Here is a 15,241-nt window from a genome sequence, read left to right as displayed (position 1 = left end):
GTCTCAAGACATTCTGAATACGACCTCAGGTCCGTCGGGAACCTCAGGGCGTGGCTCGAAATCAGTACGAGGGGGAAGAGCGCTGATGACTCAGCCGCCCAGCCAACCGCCGCAGCCCGGTGGTTTCGGAGCGCCGCAGGATCAGCCGCCGCACGGGGGGTTCGGGCCCCCGCAGCCTCCGCCGGCCCAGGGCGGTCACGGCACCACGCCCCCGCCGCCCGCCCAGCCCCCGCAGGCACCCCGGCCCGCCCCTCAGCAGCCGCAGCCCGGCTACGGCTACCCCCAGCAGCCCGGGCCGTACGGACAGCCGGGCCCCTACCCCCAGCAGGGCGGACCGGGACCCTACGGGGCGCCGGCCGCTCCCGGGCCGTACGGCCCGCCGCAGCAGCCGGGGCCGTACGGGCAGCAGCCCGGGTACGGCCACCCGCAGCAGCCGCCGTACCCGCAGGGCCCGGGCATCCCGCCCGGCGGCTCCCCGGGCGGCCCCGCCAAGGGCCGCACCGCGCTGATCGTCGGGGCCGCGGTGGCCGCGCTGCTGGTCATCGGCGGCAGCGTCTACGCGGTCACCAGCGGCGGCGGTGACGACAAGAAGCCGGTCGCCCAGCACACCGGTGACGACAAGCCCTCCGCCTCCGGCTCCGGCTCCGCCGACCCGGTCAACCCCGGTGACGGCAGCGGCGACGGCGGCTCGGACCCGGACGACCTCAACGAGGGCCGCCAGGCCGGCGAGGCCAAGGTCCTCTGGTACAAGACGGCGCCGGACGCCCCCGGTTCGGGCGCCGAAGCCCCCGGTATGTGGATCACCGGCAAGACCGCGGTGAAGGCGGCCTACAAGCAGCTGTTCGCCTACGGCGTCGGTGACGGCGCACCCGCCTGGGACCCGATCGCCTTCCCGCAGAAGATCTGCGCGGTCACGCCGCGGCAGTCGGCGGACGGCAAGATCGTCGTCGCGTACATGAGCGGCACCAGCGACCGCGCCAAGTGCAACCAGCTTCAGCAGATCGACCTGGACAGCGGTGCGAAGGGCTGGAGCGGCGAGGTCGCCGACGGCGGGCTGTTCGACAGCGCGCTCTCCGTCGAACTCACCGTGGCCGGCAAGACGTTGATGGTCGGCCGCTCGCAGTCGGGCACGGCGTACGACCTGGAGACCGGCAAGAAGCTGTTCGACAAGAAGAAGTACGGCACGGACTGCTTCCCGACCGCGTTCGCGGGCGGCACGAACCGGCTGATCTCGGTGGCCTCCTGCGACGCCACCGGCAGCGACGAGCACGACGAGATCCAGGAGCTCGACCCGGCCACCGGCAGGGCCAAGTGGACCCAGAAGGTCAAGAAGGGCTGGCGGGTCGCGCGGACGTACTCCGTCGACCCGCTCGTGGTCTATCTGACCAACGAGGACAAGAAGGCCTGGAACATCTCCACCTTCACCGCGACCGGCGGCTTCCGCTCGGAGGTCAAGGTCGACGGGAAGTTCGCCCCCCAGTGCGGCTGGGCGATCCTCGAACGCGACCTCCAGGGCTGCCGGGGCGTCGTGGTGGACGCCGACACGCTGTACCTGCCGACCAGCGCGACCAGCGGCGCCAACCAGATCGTCGCCATCGGCCTCGCCGACGGCAAGGAGAAGTGGCGGGTGAAGTCCCCCACGGACGAGTCGATGTTCCCCGTCGAGGCGCAGGGCGGCGCGCTCGTCGCCTACGTGCATCCGTCGTACGACAGCGGCGGCCAGGTGGTGTCGGTGCCGACCACCGGCTCGGCGCACCGCACGACGAAGCTGCTGCAGAACCCGCAGGGCACCGCGGACATCGAGAACGGCTTCTACGACGGCGCCGTCGACTGGTCCGACGGGCGGTTCTTCATCTCCTCCACCCGGCTGTCCGGCAACGACGAGTCGAAGGAGAAGCTGATGATGGCCTTCGGCAAGTGAGCCCGGCCCGCCTTCCGCTTCCGCCCCGTCACCGTCGCCCCCAGCCTTCCCCCGAGGTACGCCTGCCATGACCCAGCCGCCCCACCAGCCCCCGCAGTCCGGCGGTTTCGGCCCGCCCCAGGACCAGCAGCCGCCCCAGGACGGGCCGCCGCAGACCCCGCCCCCCAGCCTCCAGAAGCAGCCCCAGCCGGGCTACGGCTACCCGCAGCAGCCGCCCCAGGCGCCTGCGGTGCCCCCGGCGGCACCTCCGCAGGCACCTCCGGCCGGCCCGCCGCAGCAGCCCCAGCCAGGCTACGGCTACCCGCAGGCGCCCCAGGCCCCGCAGCCGCCCCAGGCCCCGCCGGGCTACGGCTACCCGGGCCAGCCGCAGAACCCGTACGCCCAGCAGCCCGCTCCCGGCTACGGCCAGCAGCCCGCTCCCGGCTACGGCCAGCCCCCCGCCCCCTACGGTCAGCCCGGCGCCGGTTACGGCTACCCCGGCCACCCGGGCGGCCCGTCGATGCCCGCCCAGCCGCAACCCGGGCAGCCGGGCGGCGGGAAGAACAACGCCGCGCTGCTCATCATCGCCGCGGCGGTGGTCGCCATCGCGCTGATCGTCGGCGGCGGCGTCTGGTACGCCAAGTCCGGCGGCGGCGACGGCACGAAGGACGACACGGCCAGTTCCAGCGGCGGGACGGGAGGAAAGGACGGCAAGGACGCGGGATCGGGCGGCACGTCCTCCGGCGGCAAGGAGAAGGCGCCCGCGAACACCGCGGCGCACATGCTGTTCAACGTCCCGCTGCCCAAGGCCGACGACACGGTCGTCACCTCCGGTTCCTGGCTCACCGACAAGGTGTACGCCAAGAGCGGCATCGCCGAGATCGTCGGCTACGACCCCGCCAAGGGCACCAAGCTGTGGACGGTGAAGCTGCCCGGCCCGGTCTGCGCGGCCAGCGAGCACGTCACCTCCGACCACCGCACCGCGGTCACCTTCCAGCCGAAGATGCCCGCCAAGAACAGCTCCGCGGGCTGCAGCAAGGTCGCCGCGATCGACCTCGACACGGGCAGGCGGCTGTGGACGAAGTCGGTGAACTCCGGTGACTACGCGGTCAACCTGGAGAACGTCACCGTCGCCCAGCACACCGTGGCGGTCGGCAGCACCAGCGGCGGCGCCGCCTTCGACATCGACTCCGGCAAGACGCTGTGGCAGCCCAAGCCGGGCGACACCTGCTATGACGCCGGGTACGGCGGCGGCGAGAAGCTGGTCGCGGTGCGCAAGTGCGGCGAGTACGACAACCGCCAGCTGCACATCCAGACCATCGACCCGGTCTCCGGGAAGGTGATCTCCGAGTACAAGATGGCCGAGGGCATCGAGTACGCCAGCGTCGTGTCGACCGAGCCGCTGGTGGTGGCCGCCGACGTCGGCGACAGCGCGGGCGACGGCAGCGGCATCTCGGACTACTTCTCCATCGACAACAAGACCGGCAAGCTGCGCACCCGCATCTCCGCGCCCGGCGACTCCTACGGCGGCCGCTGCGACGGCATCTCCCGCGTCGAGCACTGCACGGAGATCGCCGTCGGCAACGACCGGCTCTACGTGCCGACCGAGGAGCACGACGGCACCGGCGACTACAGCAAGACCAACGAGATCGTCGCCTTCGACCTGTCCACCGGCAAGCAGACCGGCCAGCGCGCCGACGCGGGCGACGGCTACACGCTCTCCCCGCTGCGCACCGACGGCGGCAACCTGCTGGCGTACAAGCGGCCGCCGTACGACAAGGGCGGCCAGGTCGTGAGCATCGACGGGGGCTCCTTCAAGCAGACCAAGCTGCTGGAGAACCCGGCCACCGAGTCGGTGCGCGACGCGGAGACCAGCCTGCTGCCGGACTTCGCGGAGATCCTCTACGGGCAGGGCCGCCTGTACATGTCGGCGGTGTACGCCCACAAGACGTCCTCCACCTACGGCAAGGAGTACCTGGTGGTGGCGTTCGGCGCGGGCGGCTGACCGCGCGCCCCCTGGAAGTGCCCCGGATGTCGTCGATCCGGGGCACTTCTCGCCGGTAGGGCAGCGCGACGTCGAACAAGCGTGTAGCTTCCGGGGGCATGCGGGGCGGGGTCGAGGGGGGCCCTAAGTCCCCGCGGACCGGTGGGCATCCATGGTGGGGCATCCAGGGGGACGGGGGTTGCTTCGTGGGAGTGCGGCTCATGGTGGTCGACGACCACCGCTTGCTCGCCGAGGCGCTGGCCTCGGCGCTGAAGCTGCGCGGGCACCGGGTGCTCGCCGCGGCGGCGCCGGCCGCGGGCGCGGCGGAGCTGGTGATCACCCGGGCGCCCGAGGTGTGTCTGCTCGGTACGGCCGCGCCGGCCCAGCCGGGGATTTTCGACCCGGTGGTGCGGATCAAGCGGGAGCGGCCGCAGGTGGCGGTGGTGGTGCTGGGCCCGGTCCCGTCCCCGCGGGGCATCGCGGCGGCCTTCGCCGCGGGCGCCTCCGGGTACGTCCGGCACGACGAGCGGATAGAGGGCGTGGAGCGGGCGATCATGAAGGCGCGGGCGGGGGAGGCCGCCGTCGCCCCGCAGCTGCTCCAGGGCGCCTTCAGTGAACTGCTCAACCCCGCCGCCCAGCCCGACGACGAAGGTCAGCGGCTGCTGGAGATGCTCACCCCGCGCGAGGTGGAGGTGCTGGTGCGGGTCGCCGACGGCGAGGACACCCGGCTGATCGCCGCCGGCATGGGCATCGCGCCGAGCACCGCGCGCACCCATGTCCAGCGGGTGCTGATGAAGCTGGGCGTGGGCTCCCGCCTGGAGGCGGCGGCCCTGGCGGCCCGCACCGGCCTGCTGGAGCGGGCGGGCCCCCTGCCGGGCGCGGACCCGACGACGGGACTCGCGCAGTCGTAGCGGGTCCGGCGCGTCCCGCGGGGACGGCTGCCCCCGCGGGCACGTGGCGCAGACGGCGGCGGGGCCGGAGCCCTGGCGGACTCCGGCTCCGGCCGGCGGCACTACGGCTGCGGCTTCTCCTCCGGCAGGTCCGCCGGGGGCAGCGGCGGCGGGGTCGGGCGCAGCTTCAGCCAGGCCAGGAAGAACAGGCCGAGCAGCAGCATCCCGATGCCGGTCCACAGGTTGATGTTGACGCCCTGCGCCTTGTCGATGGCGGCCTGGGAGTCGGTGATCCCGGCGATCGTGACGATGACGCCGTACAGCACGAACAGGCCGCCGATGATGCGGCGCAGGTCGAAGATGCGCGCGGCGGTGGCGGACTTGCCCTCCAGCTCGGTCACCTCGCGCTGGACGTCCTGCTCGGAGTACGCGGGGTGCCGGGGCTGCTCGGGGTGTTCGGAACGGCCGGGGCGGCCGGAGTTGTCGGTCATGGTGTCTCCATCCTCCCGCGGTCAGAACGAGAACGGGATGTAGCAGGCGGCGGCCAGGATGATCGCGCCCCAGCCGAGCAGGGCGGGCCGGCGGTACCAGGCGTCGTCGCCGGCGGCGGGCGGTTCGGACATGCCGGGGGACCGGGTGCCGTAGACGAGGCCCTGGAGGTCCGCCTCCGGCTTGGGCTTGGTGAACAGGGAGACGACGAACATGACGACCGCGCCGGCCACGAAGCCGGCGATCGCGGAGACGAAGTTGGCGCCCTGGTCGGAGGGGATCGAGATGATGTCCCTCTTGTAGAGCACGAAGTAGTTGATCATCGCGGTCACGGTGCCGGCGAGCAGTCCCCAGAACCCGGAGCGGGCCGACGCACGCTTCCAGAACATGCCGACGATGAAGACGACGAACATCGGCACGTTGAAGAAGGAGAACAGCGTCTGGAGGTAGCTCATGATGTTCGAGAACGACGAGGCCAGGAACGCCGTGCCGACGGACGCGGCGACGCCGATCGCGGTGATCAGGCGGCCGAAGCGGACGTAGTAGGCGTCCTCGCGGCCCTTGACGACGTACTTGCCCCAGATGTCGTTGGTGAAGACGGTGTTGAACGACGACACGTTGGCGGCCATGCCCGCCATGAACGCCGCCAGCAGACCGGTGACCGCGATGCCGAGCACGCCGTTGGGCAGCAGCTCCTGCATCAGGTAGGGGATGGCGTCGTTGTACTGGTAGCCGGAGGCGGGCGTGCCGAAGTGCGGGATGAGCGCGGCGGCGACCAGGCCCGGGATCATCACCAGGAAGACGATGAAGATCTTCGGGTAGGCGGCGATCAGCGGGGTGCGCTGCCCGGCGGAGAGGTTCTTCGCGGACAGGGCGCGCTGCACCTCGGCGAAGTTCGTCGTCCAGTAGCCGAAGGACAGCACGAAGCCGAGGCCGAGGACGATGGTCAGCCAGTTGGCGCCGAGCGGGTTGGTGCTGCCGATGCCGGTGCCGCCCCAGGCGCTGGTGAAGTTGGAGCCGTGGCTCGCGGTGAGCTTGTGGGTCAGGCCGTCCCAGCCGCCGACCTTCTTCAGGCCGAGCAGGGTGATCGGGATGAGGGCGGCCAGGATCACGAAGAACTGAAGCACCTCGTTGTAGATCGCCGACGACAGTCCGCCGAGGGTGATGTACGCCAGCACGAAGGCGCCGGCCACCACGATGGCCACCCACTGCGGCCAGCCCAGCAGGGCCTCGACGACGATCGCGAGGGCGTAGAGGTTGACGCCGGCGATGAGGATGGCGGCGAACGCGAACAGGATCGAACTGAGCAGGTGGGCTGCCTTGTCGAAGCGCAGCAGCAGGAACTCGGGGACCGAGCGGACCTTGCTGCCGTAGTAGAAGGGCATCATCACCAGGCCCAGGAAGACCATGGCGGGGATGGCGCCGATCCAGTACCAGTGCACCGTGTAGGCGCCGTACTGGGCGCTGTTGGCGGCCATGCCCAGGATCTCGGTGGCGGCCAGGTTCGCCGAGATGAAGGCGAGGCCGGTGATCCAGGCGGGCAGCGAGCGTCCGGAGAGGAAGAAGTCGAGGCTGGTCTTCACCGAGCGGCGGGCGGCGAAGCCGATGCCGAGGACGACGACGAAGTAGATCGCCAGGATCGTGTAGTCCAGCCAGTTGGTGGGGAGCCGTAGCTCCGCCGCCAGATACGTGGGGGCGTATGTGGGGGTTTGCATGAGAACTCGCTTCGTTGCGCGAACTGATCCAGAGCGGAACCTACGCCTGCGTGTTCAGTAATTGAACACTTCCGATGGTGTTCTTTGTTTGATTGTGATGCAGAGGGGTCGTGGTGGGTTGTGATCTGTTATGTTTGATTGTGTTGAGTGATTGGGTGCGGGACGTAGAGGAGTCCGGCGTGAAGAAGACCTCGACCCGGCTGGCCGACGGTCGTGAGCTGATCTATTACGACCTTCGGGACGACACGGTGCGGGACGCGGCCGACCGCCGCCCCCTGGACCGTACGGTCACCACGTCGGAGATCCGGCGCGACCCGCTGCTCGGCGACTCGGTCGCCGTGGCCTCGCACCGGCAGGGCCGCATCTACCACCCGCCGGCCGACGAGTGTCCGCTGTGCCCGACGCGCGGGGACCGGCTGAGCGAGATCCCCGACTCGTCCTACGACGTGGTGGTCTTCGAGAACCGTTTCCCCTCGCTGGCCGGCGACTCCGGCCGCTGCGAGGTCGTCTGCTTCACCTCCGACCACGACGCCTCCTTCGCCGACCTGACCGAGGAGCGGGCGCGGCTGGTCCTGGAGGCCTGGACGGACCGGACGTCGGAGCTGTCGCATCTGCCCTCCGTCGAGCAGGTGTTCTGTTTCGAGAACCGGGGGGCCGAGATCGGTGTGACGCTGGGTCACCCGCACGGCCAGATCTACGCCTACCCCTTCACCACCCCCCGCACCGCGCTGATGCTGCGTTCGCTGGCGGCCCACAAGGAGGCGACCGGCGGGGAGAACCTCTTCGACGCCGTCGTGGAGCGGGAACTCACCGGCGGGCGGGTCGTCCTTGAGGGTGAACACTGGGTGGCCTTCGTGCCGTACGCCGCGCACTGGCCCTACGAGGTCCACCTGTACCCGAAGCGCCGGGTGCCCGATCTGCTCGCCCTCGACGAGGACGCGCGCACAGAGTTCCCCCAGGTGTATCTGGAACTCTTGAGGCGCTTCGACCGGATCTTCGGCGGGCAGGACGGGGAGGGCGCCGCGGCCGTGTCCCCGACGCCCTACATCGCGGCCTGGCACCAGGCCCCGTTCGGCACGCTGGAGGAGTTCGACGGTGTCACGCGCGACGACTTCGCGCTGCACCTCGAGCTTTTCACCGTCCGCCGCACATCCGGCAAGCTGAAGTTCCTCGCGGGTTCCGAGTCCGGCATGAACGTCTTCATCAACGACGTGCCGCCGGAGCGCGCGGCCGAGCGACTGCGAGAGGTAGCGAGTTCATGAGCGGCAAGTATCTGGTCACCGGCGGCGCCGGGTACGTCGGCGGCGTGGTCGCCCAGCATCTGCTGGAGGCCGGCCACGACGTCACCGTCCTCGACAACCTCTCCACCGGCTTCCGCGCGGGCGTCCCGGCCGGCGCCGTCTTCGTCGAGGGCGACATCCGCGACGCCGGCAAGTGGCTCGACGCCTCCTACGACGCCGTGCTGCACTTCGCCGCCTCCTCCCAGGTCGGCGAGTCCGTCGTGCGGCCGGAGAAGTACTGGGACAACAACGTCGGCGGCACCATGGCGCTGCTCGGCGCCATGCGCGAGGCGGGCGTGCGCACCCTGGTGTTCTCCTCCACCGCCGCCACCTACGGCGAGCCGGAGCAGGTCCCGATCCCCGAGACCGCCCCCACCCGGCCCACCAACCCCTACGGCGCCTCCAAGCTGGCCGTCGACCACATGATCACCGGTGAGGCCGCCGCGCACGGCCTGGCCGCGGTGTCGCTGCGCTACTTCAACGTGGCCGGCGCCTACGGCGTCCACGGCGAGCGGCACGACCCCGAGTCGCATCTCATCCCGCTGGTCCTCCAGGTCGCCCAGGGCAGGCGCGAGGCGATCCAGGTCTACGGCGACGACTACCCGACCCCGGACGGCACCTGCGTGCGCGACTACATCCACGTCGCGGACCTGGCCGACGCCCATCTGCTCGCCCTGGAGGCCGCCCGGCCCGGCGAGCACCTGATCTGCAACCTCGGCAACGGCGCGGGCTTCTCGGTGCGCGAGGTCATCGAGACCGTCCGCGCGGTCACCGGGCACCCGGTGCCCGAGGTGGTGGCCCCGCGCCGCGGCGGCGACCCGGCGGTCCTGGTGGCCTCCGCGGACACCGCCCGCGAGAAGCTGGGCTGGAACCCGGCCCGCGCGGACCTCGCGGGCATCGTCGCGGATGCGTGGGAGTTCGCGCAGGCCGTCTCCAGCACCGCCGTCTCGAACACCGCCGTCTCGAACACCGTGAGGGAGCAGTAGTGGGGGCACAGCAGGTCCGCGAGGAGTTCGCCGCGCTGTACGGCGCCGCGCCCGAGGGCGTGTGGTCCGCGCCGGGCCGGGTCAACCTGATCGGCGAGCACACCGACTACAACGACGGTTTCGTGATGCCGTTCGCACTGCCGCACCAGGCGACGGCGGCGGTGTCCCGGCGCACGGACGGCGTGCTGCGGCTGCACTCGGCGGACGTCCGCAGCGCCGCGGGCGGCGCCGACGGCGTGGTGGAGCTGTCCCTGGACGCCCTGCGGCCCGGCACCGACCAGGAGTGGACGGCCTACCCGGCGGGCGTCGTCTGGGCGCTGCGCGAGGCCGGCCACCCGGTCACCGGCGCCGACGTCCACCTCGCCTCCACCGTGCCGACCGGCGCGGGACTGTCCTCCTCGGCGGCCCTGGAGGTCGTCGTCGCCCTGGCCCTGAACGACCTGTACGAGCTGGGCCTGGAGCCCTGGCGGCTGGCCCGCCTGTGCCAGCGCGCCGAGAACGTCTACGTCGGCGCCCCCACCGGCATCATGGACCAGACCGCGTCCGCGTGCTGCGCGCAGGGCCACGCCCTGTTCCTCGACACCCGCGACCTCTCCCAGCGGCAGATCCCCTTCGACCTGGCCGCCGAGGGCCTGCGCCTGCTGGTCGTCGACACCCAGGTCAAGCACGCCCACAGCGGCGGCGAGTACGGCAAGCGCCGGGCCGGGTGCGAGAAGGGCGCGGCCCTGCTGGGCGTGGACGCGCTGCGCGACGTGCCCTACGCCGGCCTGGAGGAGGCGCTGGCCCGGCTGGGCGAGGAGGAGGCGGAGGTGCGGCGCCTGGTGCGGCACGTGGTCACCGAGGACGAGCGGGTCGAACGCGTCGTCTCCCTGCTGGAGTCGGGCCGGACCAGGGCGATCGGGCCGGTGCTGACCGAGGGTCACGCCTCGCTGCGCGACGACTTCCGCATCTCCTGCCCCGAGCTGGACCTGGTCGTGGACACCGCGCTGGCCACCGGCGCGCTCGGCGCCCGGATGACCGGCGGCGGCTTCGGCGGCTCGGCGATCGTGCTGGCGGAGGCCGCCGACGTGGAGACGCTCACCAAGGCCGTCGAAGAGGCCTTCGCGGCCGCCGGTTTCACCCCGCCCCGGGTGTTCGAGGCGGTCCCGGCGGCGGGTGCGCGCCGGATCAGCTGAGGGTCTTGGTCAGCGTGTACTCCGTGATCCCCGGCGGATAGTCGGGGATCACGGACACCACCCGGTAGCCGTGCCTGCGGTAGAAGTCGGGGGCCTGGAAGTCCCAGGTCTCCAACCGCACGGCCCGGCAGCCGCGCTCGGCGCGCGCGATGCGCTCGGCCTCCCCGAGCAGCCGGCTGCCCAGGCCCGCGCCCCGGTGCCGGGAGTCCACCCACAGGTAGGTGACGTGCAGCCAGGTCGCCCAGGTGTGGCCGACCAGACCGCCCGCCAGCTCCCCGGCGCCGGTCGACGCCCAGACGTGCAGCGGCCGTTCGCGTTCGCCGGGGGTGCCGTGCAGCGCGGCGAGGACGGGGGACGCGGCCGTGTTGGTGTCCCGCAGGCGGGAGCGGAGCAGATCGCGCCGGTGCCTGTCGACTTCCGCCTCAATACGAAACATGCGGCACACCATAAACGCGCCGGACGGCCAGTTCTGCGAATCGCCTTCCGCTGCGGCATCCCGCCCGTACTCTGAGGAGCGGTACCGGTGGGGGCCGGTGCTGATCAGGGGGCGAGACGGCCGGATACGACGCCCGCGGTGGGGGTAGTGATGCCGGCACGGCGGCGGCCGTGCGCTCCGCACCTCGTCGCGGGTGTCGTGTCCGCGCTTGAGTCGTCGTTCTCCGGACCTGGGGTATCCCCTGCTCCCGCGGGAGCCTGGGGAAGGGGGTTTCGTGGTTCGTGTCCGAGTCCTGGTCGTCGACGACCACCGCATCTTCGCCGAGTCGCTCGCCGCGGCGCTCGCCGCCGAGCCCGACGTGGACGTCTCCGCGGCCGGCAGCGGCCCGGCCGCGCTGCGCTGCCTGGAACGGGCGGCCGGTGAGGGCCGCCGCTACGACGTGCTGCTCGTCGACGCCGACTTGGGCGGCCGGCTGACCGGGGTGCGCCCGGCGGTGCCGGTGCCCCGGGCCGGCGAGGACGGCACGGTCGACGGCATCTCGCTGGTCGCCGGGGTGCGCACGGCCCAGCCCGGGGTACGGATCGTCGTCCTCGCCGAGAAGGACGACCCCCGGCGCGCGGCGCTGGCCCTGCAGGCCGGTGCCTGCGGCTGGGTCGCCAAGGACTGCTCGCTGTCCCGGCTGCTGACCGTGATCCGGGGGGTGCTGCGCGACGAGACGCATCTGCCGCCCGCCCTGCTCACCGGGGTCCTCAAGGAGCTGACGGCCGCCCGCCGGCACCGCACGGAGAGCGAACGGCTGGTGGAGTCGCTCACCCCGCGCGAGCGGGAGGTGCTGCGCTGCATGGTCGCCGGGCTGGGCCGCAAGGCCGTCGCGGACCGGCTGTTCCTCTCCCCGCACACCGTGCGCACCCACATGCAGAACGTCCTGGGCAAGCTGGGCGTGCACAGCACGCTGGCCGCCGTCGCCCTGGCCCGGCGCGCCGGGGTCGGGCCCGCCGACCTAGCCGGGGATGTTGTCGAACGGGGCGGTCAGCTGGCGTAGCAGCCCGGCGAGTTCGGCGCGCCGGCCCCGGGAGAGTTCCGCGAGGATGGCCCGCTCCTGCTCCAGCAGGCCCGCCAGCGCCTGGTCGGCGCGGTCGCGGCCCACGTCGGTGAGGCGGACCAGCACCCCGCGCCGGTCACTGGGGTCGGGCAGCCGCTCCACCAGGCCCTTCTTGGCGAGCCGGTCGATCCGGTTGGTCATGGTGCCCGAGGTGACCAGGGTCTGGGTCAGCAGCTGTCCCGGGGAGAGCTGGTACGGCGTCCCGGCGCGCCGCAGCGCGGTCAGCACGTCGAACTCCCACGGCTCCAGCTGGTGCTCGGCGAACGCCAGCCGGCGCGCGCGGTCCAGGTGCCGGGCCAGCCTGCTCACCCGGCTGAGCACTTCCAGCGGCTCCACGTCGAGGTCCGGGCGCTCCCGGCGCCACGCTGCGACCAGCCGATCGACCTCGTCCTCCATGCTGATCAGTGTAGTGGTTGTGTCGATGTGGAGTCTCTTGACGTGAAGTCTCTTGACGTCGAGATAGTTACGGCGGAAGGATGACCGGTATGACCGAGCCCGCCTGGGACCCCGCCCAGTACCTCCGCCACGCCGGCCACCGCGCCCGCCCCTTCGCCGACCTGCTGGCCCGCATCCCCCCGCTGCCCGCCGAGCGGCCCCGCATCGCCGACCTCGGCTGCGGCCCCGGCAACGTCACCGCCCTGCTCGCCGGCCGCTGGCCCACCGCCACCGTCACCGGCTACGACAACTCGCCCGCCATGCTCGACAAGGCCGTCACCGACCACGGCGGACCCACCCCGGGCGGCGGCCGCCTCGACTTCCGCCCCGGCGACCTGCGCCGCTGGACGCCCCCCGAGACGTACGACCTGATCGTCTCCAACGCCGCCCTGCACTGGGTCCCGGGCCACCTGGACTCCTTCGCCGCCTGGCTCGACGGCCTCGCCCCGGGCGGCACCCTCGCCTTCCAGGTCCCGGACAACACGGACGCGCCGCTGCACGCCCTGATGCGCGAACTGGCCGCCACCCCGCGCTGGGCGTCCCGCCTCGCGGGCGTGCTGCGCGCCGAGGACTCCGTGCACGCCCCCGGCGTCTACCTCGACCGGCTGACCCGGCTGGGCTGTGCGAGCGACGTGTGGCAGACCACCTACCTGCACGTCCTCACCGGCGACGACCCGGTCCTCGACTGGGTCAAGGGCACCGGCCTGCGCCCCGCCCTGACCGCCCTGGCCGACGACCCCGCAGCCCGCGACGCCTTCCTCGCGGAGTACCGCGAGCTGCTGCGCACGGCCTACCCGAGCGCCCCCTACGGCACCGTCCTGCCGTTCCGCCGGCTGTTCGCGGTGGCCGTGAAGGGGACGTGAGGCCGTGAAGGGGGCGTGAGGCCGTGAAGGGGCGTGAGGCCGCTCGCCGCGGGCGTCAGCTCTTGCGGTGGCCGATCAGCCGGGGCTTCGGCTCCAGGCCGTCCAGGCCGTGCCAGGCGAGGTTGACGAGGTGGGCCGCCACCTCCGCCTTCTTCGGGCGGCGTACGTCCAGCCACCACTGGCCGGTCAGCGCGACCATGCCGACCAGGGCCTGCGCGTAGAGCGGGGCCAGCTTGGGGTCGAAGCCGCGGGACTTGAACTCGCGGCCCAGGATGTCCTCCACCTGGGTGGCGATGTCGGAGATCAGCGACGCGAAGGTCCCCGTCGACTGCGGGATCGGCGAGTCCCGGACCAGGATGCGGAAGCCGTCGGTGTACTCCTCGATGTAGTCCAGGAGCGCGAACGCCGCCTGCTCGCACAGCTCACGCGGATGCCCCGCGGTCAGGGAGCCGGTCACCATGTCCAGCAGGCGCCGCATCTCGCGGTCCACCACGACCGCGTACAGGCCCTCCTTGCCGCCGAAGTGCTCGTACACCACCGGTTTGGACACCCCGGCCTTCGCCGCGATCTCCTCCACCGACGTGCCCTCGAAGCCCTTGGCGGCGAAGAGGGTGCGACCGATCTCCAGCAACTGCTGGCGACGCTCGGCACCGGTCATCCGGGTGCGACGTGCGCGCCGCGGCTTGTCATTGCTGGAAGTGCTGGAGTCGGTCGCCACGCCGTCAATCATGCCGCCTCAGCGGTTTCCCTCCGGCTCCGGTGGCCGTCGTCGTCGGTGGTGCGGCGCGAATCGATACGCGAGCGTGACGGCCAGCGCACGTCGTACGCCCAGCCGAGCTGCTCGAACCAGCGGATCAGCCGCGCCGAGGAGTCCACCTGGCCGCGGTCCACGCCGTGCCGCGCCGAGGTCGGGTCGGCGTGGTGCAGGTTGTGCCAGGACTCGCCGCAGGACAGCACGGCCAGCCACCACACGTTGCCCGAGCGGTCGCGGGACTTGAAGGGCCGCTTGCCGACCGCGTGGCAGATCGAGTTGATCGACCACGTCACGTGGTGCAGCAGGGCGACCCGGACGAGCGACCCCCAGAAGAACGCGGTGAACGCCCCCCACCAGGACTGCGTGACCAGGCCGCCGATCAGCGGCGGCAGGCCCAGGGACAGCACCGTCCACAGCGCGAACAGGCGCGACACCGTCCGGATCGCCGGGTCCTTGATCAGATCCGGCGCGTACTTCTCCTGCGAGGTCTGCTCCTCGTCGAACAGCCAGCCGATGTGAGCCCACCACAGGCCCTTCATCAGCGCCGGGACCGTCTCCCCGAACCGCCACGGCGAATGCGGGTCGCCCTCGGCGTCGGAGAACTTGTGGTGCTTGCGGTGATCGGCCACCCAGCGCACCAGCGGTCCCTCGACCGCCATCGAGCCGGCCACCGCCAGCGCGATGCGCAGCGGCCGCCTGGCCTTGAACGAGCCGTGCGTGAAGTAGCGGTGGAAGCCGATCGTGATGCCGTGGCAGCCCAGGAAGTAGAAGAACACCAGCAGACCGAGGTCCAGCCAGCTCACTCCCCCCCAGCGCCACGCCAGGGGCACCGCCGCGACCAGCGCCACGAACGGCACGGCGATGAAGAGGAGCAGCGCGATCTGTTCGATCGAGCGCTTCTGCTCGCCACCCAGCGTGGCGGTGGGGAAAGGCGTGCCGGGCGACTGCGAGGCGTCGTCCAGCACTTCGGAACGTGAGGTCATACGCGTCCCCTGTGGGGTCGAGGGTCGAGACAGATGCCGGCGGCTGCGGAACCCGGCGGGAGAAACGACACTTCCCTACGGATGCGTAACCTACGGCGTCGTAAGTATGGCAGCGCGTCGACCGGCGGCAAGAGCCCCAGAGCCCGCGCGTCCAGCGCGGACACCTATCCTTGGAGTCGGTCGGACAGCGCGGTCCGCTCTGAATCTCCCCGGACGCCCAGGCCCCCGGGCGGCACCAGCCGCACGGTG

General features: G+C 71.9%; 14 protein-coding genes. 8 read left to right on the top strand and 6 right to left on the bottom strand.

From position 1 onward, the window contains the following. The first annotated feature begins 85 nt into the window (after positions 1 to 85). The 3 genes from ACZ6CZ_RS16405 (at position 86) to ACZ6CZ_RS16395 (ending at position 4,795) form a co-directional block, all read left to right on the top strand. Positions 86 to 1,921, top strand: coding sequence for an outer membrane protein assembly factor BamB family protein (locus tag ACZ6CZ_RS16405; RefSeq protein ID WP_469020869.1), 1,836 nt, complete (start codon positions 86 to 88; stop codon positions 1,919 to 1,921). A 67-nt stretch (positions 1,922 to 1,988) separates the two neighbouring features. Then, entirely contained in the window at positions 1,989 to 3,905 is a 1,917-nt protein-coding gene (locus tag ACZ6CZ_RS16400; protein WP_469020866.1) for an outer membrane protein assembly factor BamB family protein, read from the top strand. A gap of 200 nt (positions 3,906 to 4,105) precedes the next feature. Then, a complete protein-coding gene (locus ACZ6CZ_RS16395) occupies positions 4,106 to 4,795 on the top strand; it encodes a helix-turn-helix transcriptional regulator (protein WP_469020864.1) in 690 nt (229 codons plus the stop codon). Between the two features lie 101 nt (positions 4,796 to 4,896). Here the strand turns inward: ACZ6CZ_RS16395 and ACZ6CZ_RS16390 are convergent, their stop codons facing one another. Further along, positions 4,897 to 5,265 carry a hypothetical protein gene (locus tag ACZ6CZ_RS16390; protein WP_469020861.1) on the bottom strand — a complete coding sequence of 123 codons (369 nt, stop codon included), beginning with the start codon at positions 5,263 to 5,265 and terminating at the stop codon, positions 4,897 to 4,899. Positions 5,266 to 5,286: 21 nt separating this feature from the next. Next, positions 5,287 to 6,978: a sodium:solute symporter family protein gene (locus ACZ6CZ_RS16385; protein ID WP_469020858.1), complete on the bottom strand. Its 1,692-nt coding sequence runs from the start codon at positions 6,976 to 6,978 to the stop codon at positions 5,287 to 5,289. A 179-nt stretch (positions 6,979 to 7,157) separates the two neighbouring features. Here ACZ6CZ_RS16385 and galT point away from each other — a divergent pair, with 179 nt between their 5' ends. Genes galT through galK form a run of 3 tightly spaced genes read left to right on the top strand, consistent with a single transcriptional unit; the run spans position 7,158 to position 10,419 of the window. Continuing rightward, positions 7,158 to 8,240 (top strand): galactose-1-phosphate uridylyltransferase, encoded by a 1,083-nt coding sequence (gene galT / locus ACZ6CZ_RS16380; protein WP_469020856.1) that lies wholly within the window; start codon positions 7,158 to 7,160, stop codon positions 8,238 to 8,240. Beyond that, positions 8,237 to 9,244: a UDP-glucose 4-epimerase GalE gene (gene galE, locus ACZ6CZ_RS16375; protein ID WP_469020853.1), complete on the top strand. Its 1,008-nt coding sequence runs from the start codon at positions 8,237 to 8,239 to the stop codon at positions 9,242 to 9,244. Before galT ends, galE begins: the two co-directional genes overlap by 4 nt. Then, positions 9,244 to 10,419 carry a galactokinase gene (galK, locus tag ACZ6CZ_RS16370; protein ID WP_469020850.1) on the top strand — a complete coding sequence of 392 codons (1,176 nt, stop codon included), beginning with the start codon at positions 9,244 to 9,246 and terminating at the stop codon, positions 10,417 to 10,419. Before galE ends, galK begins: the two co-directional genes overlap by 1 nt. On the opposite strand, the gene ACZ6CZ_RS16365 is transcribed toward galK, so the two are convergent. After that, positions 10,412 to 10,867 (bottom strand): GNAT family N-acetyltransferase, encoded by a 456-nt coding sequence (locus ACZ6CZ_RS16365; protein WP_469020847.1) that lies wholly within the window; start codon positions 10,865 to 10,867, stop codon positions 10,412 to 10,414. The genes galK and ACZ6CZ_RS16365 overlap by 8 nt on opposite strands. A 262-nt stretch (positions 10,868 to 11,129) precedes the next feature. On the opposite strand from ACZ6CZ_RS16365, the gene ACZ6CZ_RS16360 reads away from it, so the two are divergent. Next, positions 11,130 to 11,897: a LuxR C-terminal-related transcriptional regulator gene (locus tag ACZ6CZ_RS16360; RefSeq protein WP_469020844.1), complete on the top strand. Its 768-nt coding sequence runs from the start codon at positions 11,130 to 11,132 to the stop codon at positions 11,895 to 11,897. Here the strand turns inward: ACZ6CZ_RS16360 and ACZ6CZ_RS16355 are convergent. Continuing rightward, on the bottom strand, positions 11,856 to 12,353 hold the full coding sequence (locus tag ACZ6CZ_RS16355; RefSeq protein ID WP_469020842.1) for a MarR family winged helix-turn-helix transcriptional regulator: 498 nt from the start codon (positions 12,351 to 12,353) through the stop codon (positions 11,856 to 11,858). The genes ACZ6CZ_RS16360 and ACZ6CZ_RS16355 overlap by 42 nt on opposite strands. Before the next feature lie 89 nt (positions 12,354 to 12,442). Here ACZ6CZ_RS16355 and ACZ6CZ_RS16350 point away from each other — a divergent pair, with 89 nt between their 5' ends. Continuing rightward, positions 12,443 to 13,255: a trans-aconitate 2-methyltransferase gene (locus ACZ6CZ_RS16350; RefSeq protein WP_469020840.1), complete on the top strand. Its 813-nt coding sequence runs from the start codon at positions 12,443 to 12,445 to the stop codon at positions 13,253 to 13,255. Between the two features lie 55 nt (positions 13,256 to 13,310). Here ACZ6CZ_RS16350 and ACZ6CZ_RS16345 read toward each other — a convergent pair whose 3' ends face one another. Both ACZ6CZ_RS16345 and ACZ6CZ_RS16340 read right to left on the bottom strand, forming a co-directional pair. After that, entirely contained in the window at positions 13,311 to 13,985 is a 675-nt protein-coding gene (locus ACZ6CZ_RS16345) for a TetR/AcrR family transcriptional regulator (protein WP_469020838.1), read from the bottom strand. Beyond that, complete coding sequence (locus ACZ6CZ_RS16340) at positions 13,982 to 14,992, bottom strand: acyl-CoA desaturase (RefSeq protein ID WP_469020835.1); 1,011 nt, start codon at positions 14,990 to 14,992, stop codon at positions 13,982 to 13,984. Before ACZ6CZ_RS16340 ends, ACZ6CZ_RS16345 begins: the two co-directional genes overlap by 4 nt. Between the last annotated feature and the right edge of the window lie 249 nt (positions 14,993 to 15,241).

Source organism: Streptomyces sp. NPDC041135 (genome assembly GCF_055592085.1).
The sequence above is the reverse complement of the archived record's forward strand: the minus strand, read 5'-3'. Positions and strand labels throughout refer to the sequence as shown.

Bases quoted from the DNA above. Each gene is read 5' to 3' on its own strand.
- ACZ6CZ_RS16405 (WP_469020869.1), top strand. From the start codon at position 86: ATGACTCAGCCGCCCAGCCAACCGCCGCAGCCCGGTGGTTTCGGAGCG.
- ACZ6CZ_RS16400 (WP_469020866.1), top strand. From the start codon at position 1,989: ATGACCCAGCCGCCCCACCAGCCCCCGCAGTCCGGCGGTTTCGGCCCG.
- ACZ6CZ_RS16395 (WP_469020864.1), top strand. From the start codon at position 4,106: ATGGTGGTCGACGACCACCGCTTGCTCGCCGAGGCGCTGGCCTCGGCG.
- ACZ6CZ_RS16390 (WP_469020861.1), bottom strand. From the start codon at position 5,265: ATGACCGACAACTCCGGCCGCCCCGGCCGTTCCGAACACCCCGAGCAG.
- ACZ6CZ_RS16385 (WP_469020858.1), bottom strand. From the start codon at position 6,978: ATGCAAACCCCCACATACGCCCCCACGTATCTGGCGGCGGAGCTACGG.
- galE (WP_469020853.1), top strand. From the start codon at position 8,237: ATGAGCGGCAAGTATCTGGTCACCGGCGGCGCCGGGTACGTCGGCGGC.
- ACZ6CZ_RS16365 (WP_469020847.1), bottom strand. From the start codon at position 10,867: ATGGTGTGCCGCATGTTTCGTATTGAGGCGGAAGTCGACAGGCACCGG.
- ACZ6CZ_RS16355 (WP_469020842.1), bottom strand. From the start codon at position 12,353: ATGGAGGACGAGGTCGATCGGCTGGTCGCAGCGTGGCGCCGGGAGCGC.
- ACZ6CZ_RS16350 (WP_469020840.1), top strand. From the start codon at position 12,443: ATGACCGAGCCCGCCTGGGACCCCGCCCAGTACCTCCGCCACGCCGGC.
- ACZ6CZ_RS16345 (WP_469020838.1), bottom strand. From the start codon at position 13,985: ATGATTGACGGCGTGGCGACCGACTCCAGCACTTCCAGCAATGACAAG.
- ACZ6CZ_RS16340 (WP_469020835.1), bottom strand. From the start codon at position 14,992: ATGACCTCACGTTCCGAAGTGCTGGACGACGCCTCGCAGTCGCCCGGC.